Below are 14,586 nucleotides of genomic sequence, written 5' to 3' on the forward strand. Positions count from 1 at the left end.
CCGCCATCTTCGGGTGGCGGGTTTTTTATGGGCAGAAGCAGGAGGCGTCCATGGTCTATGTACAGCGCGATGAGCAAGGGAGGCTGCTTCGGGTCGAACAGGAACCGTTCGGCAGCATGACCGCAGAGGTTCCGGCCGGCGATCCGGAGGTACGCAGTTGACTGGCGAGCCATGCTCTGCATTCACACCTGATGTCGCTGCAGCACTCGGATCTGGAACTAGTGCGGGTAATCGAAGACCTGGTCAGCGTGTTGGTCAGCCGCGGCTTGATCCGCTACACCGATCTGCCGGAGGCGGCGCGCAGCAAGCTCAGCCACCGGGCCCAGGCGCGCGCGCAGCTGGACGATCTCGGCAAACTGGTGGACGAGCAGCAGCATCTGCCGTACTGAAGTCTCGGGGCGTGCCGGGCGGAGCCGAGTCGCACAGTGCGTCATGCGTGCTCGTTAGCCATCGCCGATGGCGAAGCCCTCCGCGCGCATCTTCTGCAGCAGGTTCTGCCAGCGCGAGAGTTTCTTGGTGTCGCTCTTCCTGATGCGTGAGCCCGGCAGATACAGGCCCTCGGCATTGAAGGCGTATACCGGAAGCAGGTCTTTGCGTTGCGATGCCGGCTGGATTCCATTGATCAGGTTGTCCAGCACCAAGGGATCGGCGGCGGGGCTGCTGTAATAGGTCAGCACCATGTGCGCCTGGTTCTGGCGCAGGGCCTTGACATAGGTGATGCGCAGTTTGTCGCTGGGGATGCCGAGGCGCCGCAGGGTGAAGTACTTGGCGATGGAATAGTCCTCGCAGTCGCCGGCGCCCTTGACCAAGGACTCGACCGGGGTGGCCCAGTAGTCCTTTTGTCGCCAGTTGCGATCATCGCCGACGAAGCGCAGCTGGCGGTTGAAGAAGCCATTGACCTCGCCGAGCAGGGCCCTTTCTGGCAGGTTGGCGCTGGTTTTGATCAACGCATCCCACGCCTCGATCCGTTGTCTGGCCGTGCCGAGCTCGCCATAGCGTCTCTCGGCATTCAGCAAAACGAGGGCGAAGTCCCAGTTGGCCAGGGCGCCGCTCAGTCCAACGCACAGCACCCCGAAGCCGATCCACAGCCGGTGCAGACGCAGGTTCCATCCATGAATGCGCTGCTGTGGCTGCATGTGCCGCGCCTCTGCAGAAGATGGATCTAGTCTAGGAGCTGGCGCGAGGCTTCGCTGCCTTTGACGGGCTCGGGCAATGCATCACGTCCGAACGGAGAGACGGATCAAGGGTTGGGCAGGGTCTTCTGCTTGAGGATGTACAGGCTGACCAGCACCGCGCTGGTCAGCATGAAGGCGCGCGCCCAGGGTAGCGGCACCAGGTAGCAGGAGAAGGCGATGCTCAGCCACATCAGGGTCAGGGCATAGACCTTGGCGCGGCGCGGGATGCCTTGGCCCTCGAGGTAGTCACGAATCCATGGCCCCAGATGTGGGTGACACACCAGCCAGTGGTAGAAGCGCTTGGAGCTACGCACGAAACAGGCCGCAGCCAGGAGCAGGAAGGGCGTGGTCGGCAGCACCGGCAGGAAGATGCCGACCACCCCGAGCAGCACACACAGCCAGCCCACCGCGAGCAGCGCATAGCGCACGCTGCGGTGGTTGCTTTCGCGGATATCGCCGTGCGCCATGGCGCGGTCGCTTAGTGGTGGCGTGGCTTGAGCAGTGCCGGCTTTTCTTCCGGGGCATGGCACAGCAGGAACAGCGCAGTCAGCAGCTCGGGGATCTGCTCGACCATGCTGTCGACCAGGTCCTGGTCACGGGCGATTTCGGCGAACTCCGGCTGTTCGTCGAACAGGCCCGAACCGACCATGATCGGCAGCAGCAGTTCGCTGACCTCGTCTTCGGCGTCTTCGAACCAGATCGATTCGCGCAGGAATACCCCTTCCATGAAGCCGATGCACCAGCCGCGCAGGTCGGAATCGTCAGGTTCGTCGCCCAGGTCGAGTTCGCAAGGCATCTCCGGATCATCGTCGCTGGCCAGCTGGCGGGCGATGTGGGCCTTGAGTTGCAGCAGGGTCGCTTCGATCTCCTCGCGCTCGGCGTCGCTGCGATAATGCGGCGGCTCGGCGAACAGTGCGTCGATCCATTCACGCTCCGGAATCGGCTCCGGGCAGATCGACAGAGCCGTGAGATAGCCATGGGCGGCCACATAGTCCAAGGCCTCATCGTGCAGCTCATCGGCATCTAGGAAGGCTTGCAGGCGGGACAGTTGCTCGGCGAAGGACATCGTGGGGGCTACCTTGAAGGAGTATACGAGGCTGAATTTTAGCCCGGATCACCCTGTGTCGGCGCCTGCCCGACAGTTTTTTTTATCCGCCAACTTCCCCATGAGGCCCGGCAGGCGGGCGGCAGGAACGGGCTGCCACCAGCGTTCGCTTGTCCGCGCGCTGAGGCCGATAGGCGTGGGTCTGTGTGCTCGGCCACTGGCGTATAATGCGCGGCTTTGTCACGGCGCCAGGGCGCCGCGTCCACGCCGTGGGCGGATTCGGGGCCGCTCCAGGGATGGAGCCGGCCCCGCCAATAGGGAGTTTCTATGCTCGAACAGGCCCAGCGCATCCTCAAAGACATCTTCGGCTACGATGCCTTCCGGGGAAATCAGGGGGCGATCATCGAGCGCGTCGCCAATGGTGGCGACGCCTTGGTGCTGATGCCCACCGGTGGCGGCAAGTCCTTGTGCTTTCAGGTTCCGGCCCTGCTGCGCGAGGGCCTGGCGGTGGTGGTGTCGCCGCTGATCGCCCTGATGGACGACCAGGTCGCCACCCTCGACGAGTTGGGAGTGGCGGCGGTGGCACTCAATTCGAGCCTGGATGCCGAGGCCCAGCGCGAGATCGCTGCGCGTATCGAGCGTGGTGAGATCAAGCTGCTCTACCTGGCTCCCGAGCGCCTGGTACAGCCGCGCATGCTGGCCTTCCTGCAGCGCCTGCCGCAGATCGCTCTGTTCGCCATCGACGAGGCCCACTGCGTGTCGCAGTGGGGGCACGACTTCCGCCCCGAATACCTGCAGCTGGGCCAGCTGGCCGAGCTGTTCCCCACTGTGCCGCGCATCGCCCTGACCGCCACCGCGGACATGCGCACCCGCGAGGAAATCGTCAACCGTCTGCATCTGCAGCAGGCCGAGCGCTTCCTGTCGAGCTTCGATCGACCCAACATCTTCTATCGCATCGTGCCCAAGGAGCAACCACGCAAGCAGCTGCTGGCCTTCCTCGCGGCGCGAAAGGGCGACGCCGGCATCGTCTATTGCCTGTCGCGCAAGAAGGTCGAGGAGGTGGCGGCCTTCCTCTCCGAGCAGGGCTTCCCGGCGTTGCCCTACCACGCCGGCCTCAGCAACGAGCTGCGGGCCTACCACCAGAAGCGCTTCCTCAACGAGGAGGGCCTGATCATGGTGGCGACCATCGCCTTCGGCATGGGCATCGACAAGCCCAACGTGCGCTTCGTCGCCCACCTCGACCTGCCGAAATCCCTGGAGGCCTACTACCAGGAAACCGGTCGTGCCGGCCGCGACGGCCTGCCGGCGGACGCCTGGATGGCCTATGGCCTGCAGGATGTGATCTTCCTCAAGCAGATGCTCAACAACTCCGAGGGCGACGAGCGCCACAAGCGCGTCGAGCAGCACAAGCTCGACGCCATGCTGGCCCTGTGCGAGGAGACCCGCTGCCGGCGTCAGGCGCTGCTGGCCTATTTCGACGAGGAACTGCCGCAGCCGTGCGGGCATTGCGACACCTGCAGCGACGACGTGCAGACCTGGGACGCCACCGAGCCGGCGCGCCAGGCCCTGTCGGCGATCTATCGCAGCGGCCAGCGTTACGGCGTCGGCCACCTGGTCGACCTGCTGCTCGGCCGCGACAACGACAAGGTGCGCAGCCTGGGGCATCAGCACCTGAGCGTATTCGGCGTCGGCAAGGCGCTGGCCGAGGGGGAGTGGCGCTCGCTGTTTCGCCAGTTGGTGGCCCGCGGCCTGGCCGATGTCGACCTGGAAGGCTACGGCGGCCTGCGCCTGTCCGACAGCTGCCGACCGTTGCTGCGCGGCGAGGTCAGCCTGCAGCTGCGCCGCGACCTCAAGCCCCAGCACAGCGCCAAGGGCTCCAGCAGTGCGGCCAGCCAGCTGGTTCGAGGCGAGGAGCGCGAGCAGTGGGAGGCCCTGCGGGCGTTGCGGCGCAAGCTGGCCGAGGAGCACGGGGTGCCGCCTTACGTGATCTTCCCCGATGCGACGTTGTTGGAAATGCTCCGCAGCCAGCCCGGTACCCTGGCCGAGATGGCCCGGGTCAGCGGCGTCGGCGCGCGCAAGCTGGAGCGCTATGGCGAGGCCTTCCTCGAGGTGCTCGGCGGCGCCGCGGACGCGCCGCCGGTGGTGGTCGACCTGCGCCACGAGCTGATCAGCCTGGCCCGCGCCGGCATGACCCCGGCGCAGATTGCCAGCCAACTCAGGTGCAGCGAGAGGAATGTCTTCAATCTGCTGGCCGAGGCCATCGGGCGCCAGCAGTTATCCCTGGAGCAGGCCCTGGACCTGCCCGAGGACCTGCTCGGCGAGGTGCAGGATGCCTTCCTCGACGGCGAGGGCGAGCTGCCGCCGGTGGCGGCGATTGCCCCGTTGTTCGTCGGGCGCCTGGAGGAGGGCGTGCTGCACTGCGTGCGCGCCGCGCTGCAGGCGGAGTTCGAGGTCTGATCGGCGCTTAAGTCAGGGCCGCTGCACGGCCTGGCCGATTTTGCCGCGCCGATGGCGCAGGGCGTCAGTGCTCGAGGCGAATCGCCGGTGCTAGCATCGTGCGGTTTTTCCGAGAGGCGTCCTGCGATGGAGCGACTGATTCAAGCCGATGGCCAACCCCATTACGGCATCTTTGCCGCCGCGCCGGGGCTGATCAACTACCGCGATTTCGTGTTCCGCTCGCCGATGGGCCGGCGCCTGGGCGCCCTGGCCAAGTGGCGGCGCTTCCATCAGTTCCAGTATTTCGGCCTGATCAGCGATCAGTTGATCGGCGGCTGCGCTCTGGCCAATTTGAGCCTGGCGGGCATAGGCTTCGTCTACCTGTTCCATCCGCCCAGCGGCCGCATGATCGAGCGTCAGTTCAAGCTGCCGCTGAGTCTGGGCACGCGCTTTTCCCAGCGCCCCGACGACGGTCTGTGCGAGCTGCGCAGCGGGCGTAACTGGCTGCGCCTGGAGAACCGTGCGCAGCCGAAGGAAAAGCGCCTGTTGGTCGAGCTGGACGACGGGACGCGCATCGACGCCTGCTTTTCCGAGGTTGCGCCGGCCTTCCAGCCCATGTACATCAATACGCCCACCGCAGTGAACGGCTGGGTCTACGCGCAGAAGGTGGCAGGCGTGTGCTGCACCGGCCAGGTCAAGAGCAGCCTGGGCGACTTCGACCTGGCCGCCATCGGCGCCTTTGCCCACCACGACTGGTCGGCCGGTTATATGCGCCCGGAGACCCACTGGAACTGGGCCTGCCTGTCCGGTCTGGCGGCGGGACGGCGTGTCGGCCTGAACCTGTCGTGCGGGGTCAACGAGACCAGCTTCACCGAGAACTGCTACTGGCTCGACGGCGAGCTGCTCAAGGTCGACACGGTGCGTTTCGCCTTCGACCGGCAACAGCCGCTTCAGCCCTGGCATATCAGTTCCCACGACGGCCAGGTGGCCTTGAGATTCGACGCCCGTGGCCTGCACCAGGAACGGATGAACCTGGGCATCCTGGCCAGCAACTTCAAGCAGATATTCGGCCAGTTCAGCGGCGTTCTGCGCCCGTCTGGAGGACCCGAGGTGGTGATCGACGGGCAGTGGGGGTTTGTCGAGGATCAATATGTGAAGTGGTAAGGCGGTCGAGAAAACTTGCTCTCGGTGCGCGGTTATGGCTAGCTGGCTAATTATTAGTTTTTATGATTATAAGAGCCGTTCATCCATGTCGCACACCGATCAACACCGTTTCGCCATGCAGATCGCCCAATTGTCCCGCGCCTGGCGCGCAGAGCTGGATCGCCGACTGGTCGGGCTCGGGCTCTCTCAGGCCCGCTGGCTGGTGCTCCTGCACCTGGCCCGTTTCGACGAACTGCCGACCCAGCGCGAGCTGGCCAAGAGCGTCGGCGTCGAGGGGCCTACGTTGGCACGCCTGCTCGACAGCCTGGAGGCGCAAGGTCTGGTGAGCCGTCAGGCAGTTCCAGAAGACCGTCGGGCCAAGAAGATCAGTCTGAGCCCGCAAGCTCAGCCGCTGATCGAGCAGATCGAGGCCATCTCCACCCAGCTGCGCAAGGAATGCTTCGCCGGTATCGACGAGGAGGATCTGCGGCGCTGCCAGCAGGTGCATGCCCGGGTTCTGGCTAACCTGGAAAAGCGCTGATGGCCCAAGACCTGCACGCTTTGCAGGTTCGATTCGGCGCCCGTTACCCACAGTGGTTGCTGGGCGTGTTGATGCTCGGCAGCATGGCCATGGTCCTGGCCTCGACCACCATCAACGTGGCCTTGCCGGCGATCATGGTGGACTTCGCCATTGGCCGGCCCCTGGTGCAGTGGTTGTCGACCGGGTTTCTCGCGGCGATGACCGCCGGCCTGCTGTTGTCCGCCTGGGCGCAGGCGCGCTGGGGGGCGCGGCGTACCGCGCAGATCGGCCTGGCGCTCTTTATCCTGACCTCGTTGCTGGCCGTAGTCGCCCAGGCGGCCTGGCAGCTGATCGCCCTGCGCATCGTCCAGGGCCTGTGCGCGGGCATCGTCCAGCCACTGGCCATGGTCCTGATCTTCCGCGTGTTCGCCGTCTCCGGGCGTGGCATGGCCCTGGGTATCTACGGCCTCGGGGTGATGGTCGCGCCGACGCTGGGCCCGAGTATCGGCGGTTACCTGGTCGATCACTTCGGCTGGCCGGCGGTGTTCTGGTTGCCGCTGCCCCTGTGCGTTCTGGCGCTGTTGGCGGGGCAGTGGTTGTTGCCCAGCCAGCGGGAGCGAACCACGCCCATGCTGGATGTCGGTGCCTTCGCGTTGATGTGCGTGGCCCTGTTCGCCGCCCTCGGTGCCTTGGCCGAGGCGCAACGCTTCGCCTGGGGCGCACCGCGGGTATGGCTGCCGGCTGTGATCGGGGCCGTGGCGCTCGCCGGCTTCTTCGCCCGCAGCCGGCGCAGCGGCACGCCGCTGCTGCCCCTCGATCTGTGGCGCCATGCGGGATTCCGTAGCGCCAGCTGGGTCGCACTGACGCTGGGGGTAGGGCTGTACGGCTCGACCTATCTGATCCCGCTCTATCTACAGACCATCCAGGGCTACAGCGCCGGTCTGGCCGGCGCCTTGTTGCTGCCGACCGGGGTGCTGATGGGAGCCGCCTCCTTTGCCGGCGGCTGGCTGAGCGACCGCTCCTCGGCGGCGTTGTTGCTGGCCAGCGGCCTGCTGATCTTCGCCTTGTCGGCAGCCGGGCTGGCCTGGCTCGAGCCCGGAGCTCCGTTCGTCCTGCTGTGCTTCTGGGCCTGTGTCGGCCGGGTGGGCCTAGGCTTGCTGCTGCCGGCATTGAGCACCGGCTCGCTGGACATCCTCAGCCCGCAGGAGCTGGCCCAGGGGGCCGGGGCCGTCACCTTCGTGCGCCAACTGGGGGGGGCGTTCGGCGTCAACCTGCTGACCTTCTTCCTCGAGTGGCGTCATGCCGCCGAGGGGGGGCACGGGATGGCCGAGGCTCTGGCCTTCCAGCAGAGTTTCTGGCTGGTGGCGGCGGTGTTCGTCCTGACCGTGCTGGCCGCTGTGGGCGTGCGTCCGAGCGCCGATCAAGGCGCGGGCGTCACTCGTCGTTGAGTCGATGGGTTTTTGCTACTTTGCGGGTCAGAGCCATAGGCTGAACCCTGGTTTACCCTCTAAACTGCGCAAATTCGAATATTGTGACCATACTCACTGACAAGTTGAGTTCGACATGGCTCGTCTTTCTCAATGCATTTTTTTGCTAAACCGTTTCTTCTCATCGCTCACAGGAAGTGCGTAGCCGGCCGCTAGGTGGTGAGTCATTCAAGAACGGAGTTTTCGGGGGGTCATATGGCTAGGGGTCGCCAATTATTGCTTGGCCTGGCATCCAGTTCGGCACTTTATTCAGGCCTGGTACCGGCCTTGGGGCTGGGCGAAATCACGCTGCACTCGGCGTTGAATCAACCACTCGAAGCGGATATCGAATTACTCGAAATTGCCGATCTGAGCGCCGATGACCTGAAGGTCAGGCTCGCGCCCACCGAGGTCTTCAGTCGCTCCGGGGTCGAGCGCTTCTACTTTCTCAATGACTTGCGCTTCACTCCCTTGCTGCGCGATGGCAGCGGGATTATCCGGGTTCGTTCGAACCAGCCGGTGCGTGAGCCGTACTTGAACTTCATCGTCGAAGTGGCCCGTCCCAATGGCCGGCTGCTGCGTGAATACACCCTGTTGCTGGACCCGCCCGGCTCCTCGGCCTATCGCACCCTGACCTCGGCGCCTGCCGCGTCGCTCGGGGGGCGGGCGACGGTGGCGACCCCTCCGGCTGCGCCCCGCACAACAGGGCCCAAGCCGCCGGCGACTCTGGACAAGCGCTATCGTGTCGTGCGCGGCGACAGCCTGTGGAAGATCGCCGCACGTTTGCGTGCCGAGGGGAGCCAGGCAAGGCAACAGGATTTGATGGCGGATATTCATGCCCTCAACCCCCAGGCCTTTGCCGGCGGCGACATCAACCAGCTGCTGGCCAGCGTCGAGCTGCTGCTGCCGGATAGCGCCGTTTCCTCTCTGCAGGCAGAGGCTGCCGCCGTAGCGGCGGAGCACACAGCCGACGCTAAGACGCTCGTCTCGAACGAGTCACCCGCGCCTCAACCCATCGATCCCCAGGTCGAACTGATCACTCAGGCGCAGCGGCGCGTGGAGCAGGAGCTGGCCGGTCAGGCGGCGGAGAACCTGCAGCTGCAGCAGCAGCTGGCCGAGGTGCAGGCGCAGATTCAACAGCTGCAGGCGCAGATGGAGGGCAAGGACCAGCAGCTGGCTGCCTTGCAGGCCAGGCTGCGCGAGGGCCAGGGGGTGGCCGATACGCCTGCTGGTCGGGCCGCGGAGTCCACCGCGCCCGCTCTGGGCGAGCAGGCCCAGGACGAACCCGCCGCGATTCAAGGGCGCAACTGGTTCGAGGCCGGAGTCGCGGCCTTGCTCCTGGTGTTGGCGAGCCTGGCGGGGTTGCTCTGGCGCTCCAGCCGACGGCGTGCCCAACTCGAGGCCCAGCAGCCCGAACCCGAGCCTCGGGTCATGGCTGCCGTCGAGGAGGAAGCGCTGGCACCGCTCGTGCAGCCACCGAAGGCGGCCGCGGTCGAGCCCGAGGCCCGGCTGGCGGGCGCCGCGCCGGCGCGCCAGGCCGCTCCTGCCGATGCACTGGAAGGTGCCAATATCTACATCGCCTATGGTCGTTTCGGTGCGGCTGCCGATGCCCTGCGCAAGGCGCTCGATGCCCAGCCGGAGCGCAACGATATCCGCTTCCGGTTGCTGGAGGTCTTGGCTCAACTGGGGGATGTCCAGGCCTTCGCCGAGGAAGAGGCGCTCTTTCGCGAAGGGGGCTCCTCTTCGTCGCGTGTCGATGAGCTCAAGGCACGCTACCCGCAAATCAGTGAGCGGCCGAGCAGCGATCCCCTGGATGATGCGGTCTTGGCGCTCGAGGACCAGGAGCCGCAGGTGATGGAGGTCGCGGCGGAGGACGACTTCCAGCTCAATCTGGACGACCTGTCGCTCGACGCAGATTGGGATCTGGTCACCGCCTTCGAGTCACCGTCCAGCAAGAAGTCTGCGGCGCCAGGCGAGGCGGGCGATGCCGCTCCTGGCAAGGGCCTGAGGGATTCTCAGGACGTGCGCAGTCCCTTTGCCGAGACCATGCTGGTCGAAGAAGCCAGTGCCGAGGACTGGTTGCAGGAGGAGGTGGCCGAAGAGTTCAGTCGGCAGGATTCGGTGGACGACGGCCCGTTATTGGTCGGGCTCGATCAGCTGGAAAGCGACCGCGACAACCTCACCAAGCTCAACCTGGCACTGGCCTATATAGAGCAAGGCAGCCTCGACAGCGCCTGCGGCATTCTCAATCAGGTGCTCAGCGAGGGCGACGAGGTGCAGAAGCAGCAAGCTCGCGAGTTGCTGGCCAAGATCGCCTAGCGTCACCGGCGCCGAGTGGCCTCATCGAACACGCCCGTTCAGATATATCTGTGCGGGCTTTTTTCTGCCCGGTCAGGTCCGCGCTGGCGCTATCATGGCCGCGTCCCGTCAATCAGAGTCGTTCCATGTCCAGTCACAAAGCGGAAGTGGTGATCACCTATTGCAGCCAATGCCAGTGGTTGCTGCGCGCCGCCTGGCTGGCCCAAGAACTGCTGTCGACCTTCGCCGATGACTTGGCCAGGGTCAGCCTGGAGCCCGGAACCGGTGGGGTGTTCCGCATCACCTGCGACGCGGTGCAGATCTGGGAGCGCAAGGCCGATGGCGGTTTTCCCGAGGCCAAGGTGCTCAAGCAGCGGGTGCGCGACCAGATCGATCCCCAGCGCGACCTGGGGCATAGCGACCGCCCGCGCGACGCCTGATCAGCGCGCCATACGCGCCGAGGCGAAGATCGCCAGGATGATTAGCGCGCCACCGGCGAACATGCTCGGGGTTGGCACCTCCTGGAACAGCCACCAGGCGAAGGCGATGCCATAGACCGGCTCCAAGGCGAAGATCACCGCGGCGCTGCGCGCCTTGATCACCCGCAGGCTGGCGACGAACAGGCTGTGGGCCAATCCCGTGCAGAGCACCCCGAGCATGGCCAGCCAGAACCAGTCGAGCAGGCTCAGGCCCGCTAGCAGCGGCCAGGCGAAGGGCATGAAGCAGGCCAGTGCGGTGAAGTTCTGGCACAGCGCGGCCCGGACCGGGTCGATGCCAGGGGTGCTGGCCCGATTGAGCAGCGACAGCAGGGCGAACAGCAGGCCGGATAGCACGGCCCAGAGCAGCCCGGCCGTACCCTGGCTGTTCAGGTCGAAACTCGGCGTGACCAGCACCAGGCCCAGGCAGACCACGCCCACCATCAGAAACTCGCTGGGCCGGGTGCGCTCGCGGAACAGCAGGCCCTCCAGTAGCACGGTAAAGGCCGGGAAACTGGCGAAGCCCAGGGTGGCGATGGCCACGCCGGAAACGTTGACCGCCTGGAAAAAGGTCATCCAATGAGCACCGAGCAACAGCCCGCCAAGCCCCAACAGGCCCAGTTGGGTTCCGCCGGGGCGCTTGCCGCGGGCCTGCCCGAACAGCTGGGCGAACAGGGCCAGGGCCAGTACGGCGAACAGCGCGCGGCCGACCACTATGACCAGCGGGGCGCTGTCGGCCAGCTTGCCGAATATCCCCGAGAGGCCGAACAGCAGGGCGCCCAGGTGAATTGCCAGCAACGCCTTGCGTTCGCTCATGCCAGCCGCGCCCCGTTGGGCAGCGGTTTGTCGAATCCGGTGAGCACCACCTTGTCGGCGGCATCGTGCACCCCGGTTACCAGTATTTCCGAGCGAACCCCGGCGATGCGTTTGGGGGCGAAGTTGCACACGCACAGCACCTGCCGACCGATCAGCTCATCGCAGCGGTAGTGTGCGGTCAGCTGGGCGCTGGAGGTCTTGACACCGAGCTCGCCGAGGTCGACGCGCAGCACGTATGCCGGTTTCAGCGCCTTGGCATTGGGTTCGGCGGACACTACCGTGCCGACGCGCAACTCGACCCGCTGGAAATCGTCCCATTCGATAGACTGCATAACGCCTCCACTGTTGATCTCGGGTGCAGTCTAGGGGGCGTCATGGGCGTTGTCTGTCGCGCGAGTCGCGGGCTTTGTCGCGTCACTCGCAGGCGCGGCGTAGGGCGCGCGGCGTGGTGCCGAACTGGCGCGAGAGGGCGGCGGTGAAGGCGCTCTGCGAGCTGTAGCCGACCCGCGCGGCGATGTCGCCGACGCTCAGGTGGCTGTGCTGCAGCAGGTGGCGGGCGAGTTGCAGGCGCCGGCCGCGCACGTATTCCATCGGGGTCTGCCCGACTTCGTCGAGGAAGCGGGCATGAAAGCGCGCGGTGGACAGGCCCGCCAGCCGAGCCAGGTCACCGACTTGCAGGGGGTGGGCGGCGTGCCGGTCGATATGGGCGTCGAGGGCGGCCAGGGGGAGGCGGCGGCTCTCCCCCAGGGGCTGAGCCTCGGCCGCCAGGCTGGCCAGGAGCAGGGCTGCACCCTGCTCGGCGATGACCGGGTCGTTGATCGGGCTGGCCGCGAGCCAGCTGACCAGTTGGCTCTGCGCCGGGTTGAGCTGCAGCGCCCCAGGCCTGTCGAGCAGGTGCAGGCTGGCGTCGGCGTGGCCGCCCAGGCGCTGCTGCAGCCAGTGCTGCGAGGGCACATCGAGCACCAGGCATTGGCTGCCGTTTCGGCTGCCGCAGGCGTGCCGGGCATCGGCGGGTACCACCGCCAGGGTCTGGCGGATCACCTGGCTGGCGCGGCCCGCCACTTCGAAGTCGAGTTGCCCGCTCAGGCCGAACACCAGCTGGGCATGGCCGTGGCTATGGCTGAGCAGCTCGTGGCTGTAGTGGCGCAGGGAAAGCAGCGAAGGCATGGTCGGTTCCTCGAGCAAGGCGGTCAGTCTACTCCCGCAGGCCGGTCAATGGCGCAGTCATCCGATTGAAATCTAGCGGTCATAAGGGCTTCACCCCTGTCGGCCATGCTCGTCGAAACCCTGGCGGAGGCCGCCCATGAGCAGCGCACAGCTGGTGAAGCCGAGTCGTAAGCAACGTGTCCGCACCCTGTGGATCTCCGATGTCCACCTGGGCACCCGGGATTGTCAGGCCGAGCATCTGGCCGCCTTTCTCAAGCGCTATCAGGCAGACCGGGTCTATCTGGTCGGCGACATCATCGACGGCTGGAAGCTGCGCGGCGGCATCTACTGGCCCCAGGCGCACAGCAATGTGATCCGCCGCCTGCTGACCATGAGCAAGCGCGGCACCGAGGTGATCTATGTCACCGGCAATCACGACGAGTTCCTGCGCCGCTATTCCAGCCTGGTGCTGGGCAACATCCAGCTGGTCGACGAGGCCGAGCACCTCACCGCCGACGGCCGCCGGCTGCTGGTGATCCATGGCGACCAGTTCGACGTGATCACCCGCTACCACCGCTGGCTGGCCTTCCTCGGCGACTCGGCCTACGAGTTCACCCTGACCCTCAACCGTTGGCTCAATCACTGGCGCCAGCGCTATGGCTACGGTTACTGGTCGCTGTCGGCCTACCTCAAGCACAAGGTCAAGAGCGCGGTGAACTTCATCAGCGACTTCGAGGAGGCCATCGCTCACGAGTGCGTCAAGCGCGGCTTCAATGGGGTGGTCTGCGGCCATATCCATCACGCCGAGATCCGCAGGGTGGGCGGCGTCGAATACATGAACTGCGGCGACTGGGTCGAGTCCTGCACGGCGCTGATCGAGCAGCTCGATGGCAGCATTCTGCTCTATCGGCTCGCCGAGGAGCAGGCGCAGCTGGAGGCGGAACAGCCGGCCCTCGCCGAGCCGCTGGCATGAGGATACTGATCGTCTCCGACGCCTGGTCGCCGCAGGTCAATGGTGTGGTGACCAGCCTGCAGGCGCTGGTCGCCGAGCTGCGTGGCCTGGGCCATCAGGTCAAGCTGCTGTCGCCCTCGGATTTTCGTTCGCGGCCTTGTCCGACCTACCCGGAGATTCCACTGGTGTGGGATCTCTGGCGAGTCGGGCCGGCGATTCGCGAGTTTCGTCCGGATTGCGTTCATCTCGCCACCGAGGGGCCCCTGGGCTGGGCGGCGCGGAATTGGCTAGGCAAGCGTCGCCTGGCGTTCTCCAGCGCTGTCCACACGCGCTTTCCGGAGTATCTCAACACCCGCTGGTCCTGGTTGCCGCTGAGTTGGGGCTATGCCTATCTGCGCTGGTTCCATCGGCCGAGCCAGGCGGTACTGGTGAGTACCGAGCGATTGCGGGGCGAGTTGGCGGAGTGGCGAATCAGGCGTCTGGTGTTGTGGCGCAAGGGGGTCGACACGCGGCTGTTTCATCCCCGGGAGCGGGGGGCCGGTCCCGTGCAGCCGGTATTTCTCTGTGTCGGGCGCATCGCCGCGGAGAAAAACCTGCAGGCCTTCCTTGCCCTCGACCTGCCGGGGGAGCTGCAGGTAGTGGGTGATGGTCCGCAGCGCGAGGAGCTGCAGGCCCGCTTTCCGCGGGTGAGGTTTCTCGGCTACCGGCATGGAGAGGCCCTGGCCGAGGCCTATCGCCAGGCCAGCGTGCTGGTGTTTCCTTCGCGTACCGACACCTACGGTCTGGTAATGCTCGAGGCGCTGGCCTGCGGCACGCCGGTGGCTGCCTTTCCGGTCCCGGGGCCGCTGGATGTCTTGGAGCAGGGCGTCAACGGGGTGATGGCCGAGGACTTGCGCGAGGCCTGCCTGGCTGCGCTGGAGTTGGATCGCGCGCGGTGTGCCGAGCTGGCGGCGCGTCAGTCCTGGCGGGCCTCGGCCCTGGAGTTTCTGGCGCAGCAGCGGCTGCTCGACGGCGAGCCATGCCTCGATCTAGCGGTCGTTGCGACCAGGCCCTAGGGGCGGGGCGTGAGTCTCCCGGCCTCTGATGACGAGGCCGCCCTCCAGCGGCCCCGCA

14 protein-coding genes and 1 pseudogene are annotated in these 14,586 nt (G+C 66.1%); 9 read left to right on the forward strand and 6 right to left on the reverse strand.

Features of this window, described 5'->3' with window-relative positions; genetic code table 11:
• Nucleotides 1–50: 50 nt before the first annotated feature.
• Nucleotides 51–389 (forward strand): annotated as a pseudogene (locus SBP02_RS08220) (tryptophan synthase subunit beta).
• Between the two features lie 54 nt (nt 390–443).
• Here SBP02_RS08220 and lapG read toward each other — a convergent pair.
• The 3 genes from lapG to SBP02_RS08235 form a co-directional block, all read right to left on the reverse strand.
• Entirely contained in the window at nt 444–1,136 is a 693-nt protein-coding gene (lapG, locus tag SBP02_RS08225; RefSeq protein ID WP_318645896.1) for a cysteine protease LapG, read from the reverse strand.
• Nucleotides 1,137–1,240: 104 nt separating this feature from the next.
• The gene (locus SBP02_RS08230; RefSeq protein WP_318645897.1) at nt 1,241–1,642 is read right to left on the reverse strand and encodes a YbaN family protein; all 402 of its coding nucleotides are present in this window, start codon (nt 1,640–1,642) and stop codon (nt 1,241–1,243) included.
• Nucleotides 1,643–1,653: 11 nt separating this feature from the next.
• Nucleotides 1,654–2,241 carry a YecA family protein gene (locus SBP02_RS08235; RefSeq protein WP_318645898.1) on the reverse strand — a complete coding sequence of 196 codons (588 nt, stop codon included), beginning with the start codon at nt 2,239–2,241 and terminating at the stop codon, nt 1,654–1,656.
• Nucleotides 2,242–2,547: 306 nt separating this feature from the next.
• Here SBP02_RS08235 and recQ point away from each other — a divergent pair, with 306 nt between their 5' ends.
• The 6 genes from recQ (at nt 2,548) to SBP02_RS08265 (ending at nt 10,523) form a co-directional block, all read left to right on the forward strand.
• Nucleotides 2,548–4,677 carry a DNA helicase RecQ gene (recQ, locus tag SBP02_RS08240; RefSeq protein ID WP_318645899.1) on the forward strand — a complete coding sequence of 710 codons (2,130 nt, stop codon included), beginning with the start codon at nt 2,548–2,550 and terminating at the stop codon, nt 4,675–4,677.
• A 126-nt stretch (nt 4,678–4,803) separates the two neighbouring features.
• Nucleotides 4,804–5,820: a DUF2804 domain-containing protein gene (locus tag SBP02_RS08245; protein ID WP_318645900.1), complete on the forward strand. Its 1,017-nt coding sequence runs from the start codon at nt 4,804–4,806 to the stop codon at nt 5,818–5,820.
• 85 nt (nt 5,821–5,905) lie between these two features.
• Complete coding sequence (locus tag SBP02_RS08250) at nt 5,906–6,340, forward strand: MarR family transcriptional regulator (protein WP_318645901.1); 435 nt, start codon at nt 5,906–5,908, stop codon at nt 6,338–6,340.
• The gene (locus tag SBP02_RS08255) at nt 6,340–7,767 is read left to right on the forward strand and encodes a DHA2 family efflux MFS transporter permease subunit (RefSeq protein ID WP_318645902.1); all 1,428 of its coding nucleotides are present in this window, start codon (nt 6,340–6,342) and stop codon (nt 7,765–7,767) included. Before SBP02_RS08250 ends, SBP02_RS08255 begins: the two co-directional genes overlap by 1 nt.
• Before the next feature lie 306 nt (nt 7,768–8,073).
• A complete protein-coding gene (locus tag SBP02_RS08260) occupies nt 8,074–10,104 on the forward strand; it encodes a FimV/HubP family polar landmark protein (RefSeq protein WP_318645903.1) in 2,031 nt (676 codons plus the stop codon).
• 125 nt (nt 10,105–10,229) lie between these two features.
• Complete coding sequence (locus SBP02_RS08265; RefSeq protein WP_318645904.1) at nt 10,230–10,523, forward strand: SelT/SelW/SelH family protein; 294 nt, start codon at nt 10,230–10,232, stop codon at nt 10,521–10,523.
• Here SBP02_RS08265 and SBP02_RS08270 read toward each other — a convergent pair whose 3' ends face one another.
• The 3 genes from SBP02_RS08270 to SBP02_RS08280 form a co-directional block, all read right to left on the reverse strand.
• Nucleotides 10,524–11,375, reverse strand: coding sequence for a DMT family transporter (locus SBP02_RS08270; protein ID WP_318645905.1), 852 nt, complete (start codon nt 11,373–11,375; stop codon nt 10,524–10,526).
• A complete protein-coding gene (locus tag SBP02_RS08275; RefSeq protein ID WP_318645906.1) occupies nt 11,372–11,707 on the reverse strand; it encodes a tRNA-binding protein in 336 nt (111 codons plus the stop codon). Before SBP02_RS08275 ends, SBP02_RS08270 begins: the two co-directional genes overlap by 4 nt.
• Before the next feature lie 82 nt (nt 11,708–11,789).
• Nucleotides 11,790–12,542 carry an AraC family transcriptional regulator gene (locus SBP02_RS08280; RefSeq protein WP_318645907.1) on the reverse strand — a complete coding sequence of 251 codons (753 nt, stop codon included), beginning with the start codon at nt 12,540–12,542 and terminating at the stop codon, nt 11,790–11,792.
• 136 nt (nt 12,543–12,678) lie between these two features.
• On the opposite strand from SBP02_RS08280, the gene SBP02_RS08285 reads away from it, so the two are divergent.
• Both SBP02_RS08285 and SBP02_RS08290 read left to right on the forward strand, forming a co-directional pair.
• Nucleotides 12,679–13,494: a UDP-2,3-diacylglucosamine diphosphatase gene (locus SBP02_RS08285; RefSeq protein ID WP_318645908.1), complete on the forward strand. Its 816-nt coding sequence runs from the start codon at nt 12,679–12,681 to the stop codon at nt 13,492–13,494.
• Nucleotides 13,491–14,528, forward strand: coding sequence for a glycosyltransferase family 4 protein (locus SBP02_RS08290; protein WP_318645909.1), 1,038 nt, complete (start codon nt 13,491–13,493; stop codon nt 14,526–14,528). The genes SBP02_RS08285 and SBP02_RS08290 overlap by 4 nt, the downstream gene beginning before the upstream one ends.
• Nucleotides 14,529–14,586 lie beyond the last annotated feature (58 nt).

The sequence above is a fragment of the Pseudomonas benzenivorans genome (assembly GCF_033547155.1).
GTDB lineage: Bacteria > Pseudomonadota > Gammaproteobacteria > Pseudomonadales > Pseudomonadaceae > Aquipseudomonas > Aquipseudomonas benzenivorans_B.

What these genes read in the sequence shown, in the direction of transcription:
- lapG (WP_318645896.1), bottom strand. Translation starts at nt 1,136, where the DNA reads ATGCAGCCACAGCAGCGCATTCATGGATGGAACCTGCGTCTGCACCGG.
- SBP02_RS08230 (WP_318645897.1), bottom strand. Translation starts at nt 1,642, where the DNA reads ATGGCGCACGGCGATATCCGCGAAAGCAACCACCGCAGCGTGCGCTAT.
- SBP02_RS08235 (WP_318645898.1), bottom strand. Translation starts at nt 2,241, where the DNA reads ATGTCCTTCGCCGAGCAACTGTCCCGCCTGCAAGCCTTCCTAGATGCC.
- recQ (WP_318645899.1), top strand. Translation starts at nt 2,548, where the DNA reads ATGCTCGAACAGGCCCAGCGCATCCTCAAAGACATCTTCGGCTACGAT.
- SBP02_RS08245 (WP_318645900.1), top strand. Translation starts at nt 4,804, where the DNA reads ATGGAGCGACTGATTCAAGCCGATGGCCAACCCCATTACGGCATCTTT.
- SBP02_RS08250 (WP_318645901.1), top strand. Translation starts at nt 5,906, where the DNA reads ATGTCGCACACCGATCAACACCGTTTCGCCATGCAGATCGCCCAATTG.
- SBP02_RS08255 (WP_318645902.1), top strand. Translation starts at nt 6,340, where the DNA reads ATGGCCCAAGACCTGCACGCTTTGCAGGTTCGATTCGGCGCCCGTTAC.
- SBP02_RS08265 (WP_318645904.1), top strand. Translation starts at nt 10,230, where the DNA reads ATGTCCAGTCACAAAGCGGAAGTGGTGATCACCTATTGCAGCCAATGC.
- SBP02_RS08270 (WP_318645905.1), bottom strand. Translation starts at nt 11,375, where the DNA reads ATGAGCGAACGCAAGGCGTTGCTGGCAATTCACCTGGGCGCCCTGCTG.
- SBP02_RS08275 (WP_318645906.1), bottom strand. Translation starts at nt 11,707, where the DNA reads ATGCAGTCTATCGAATGGGACGATTTCCAGCGGGTCGAGTTGCGCGTC.
- SBP02_RS08280 (WP_318645907.1), bottom strand. Translation starts at nt 12,542, where the DNA reads ATGCCTTCGCTGCTTTCCCTGCGCCACTACAGCCACGAGCTGCTCAGC.
- SBP02_RS08285 (WP_318645908.1), top strand. Translation starts at nt 12,679, where the DNA reads ATGAGCAGCGCACAGCTGGTGAAGCCGAGTCGTAAGCAACGTGTCCGC.
- SBP02_RS08290 (WP_318645909.1), top strand. Translation starts at nt 13,491, where the DNA reads ATGAGGATACTGATCGTCTCCGACGCCTGGTCGCCGCAGGTCAATGGT.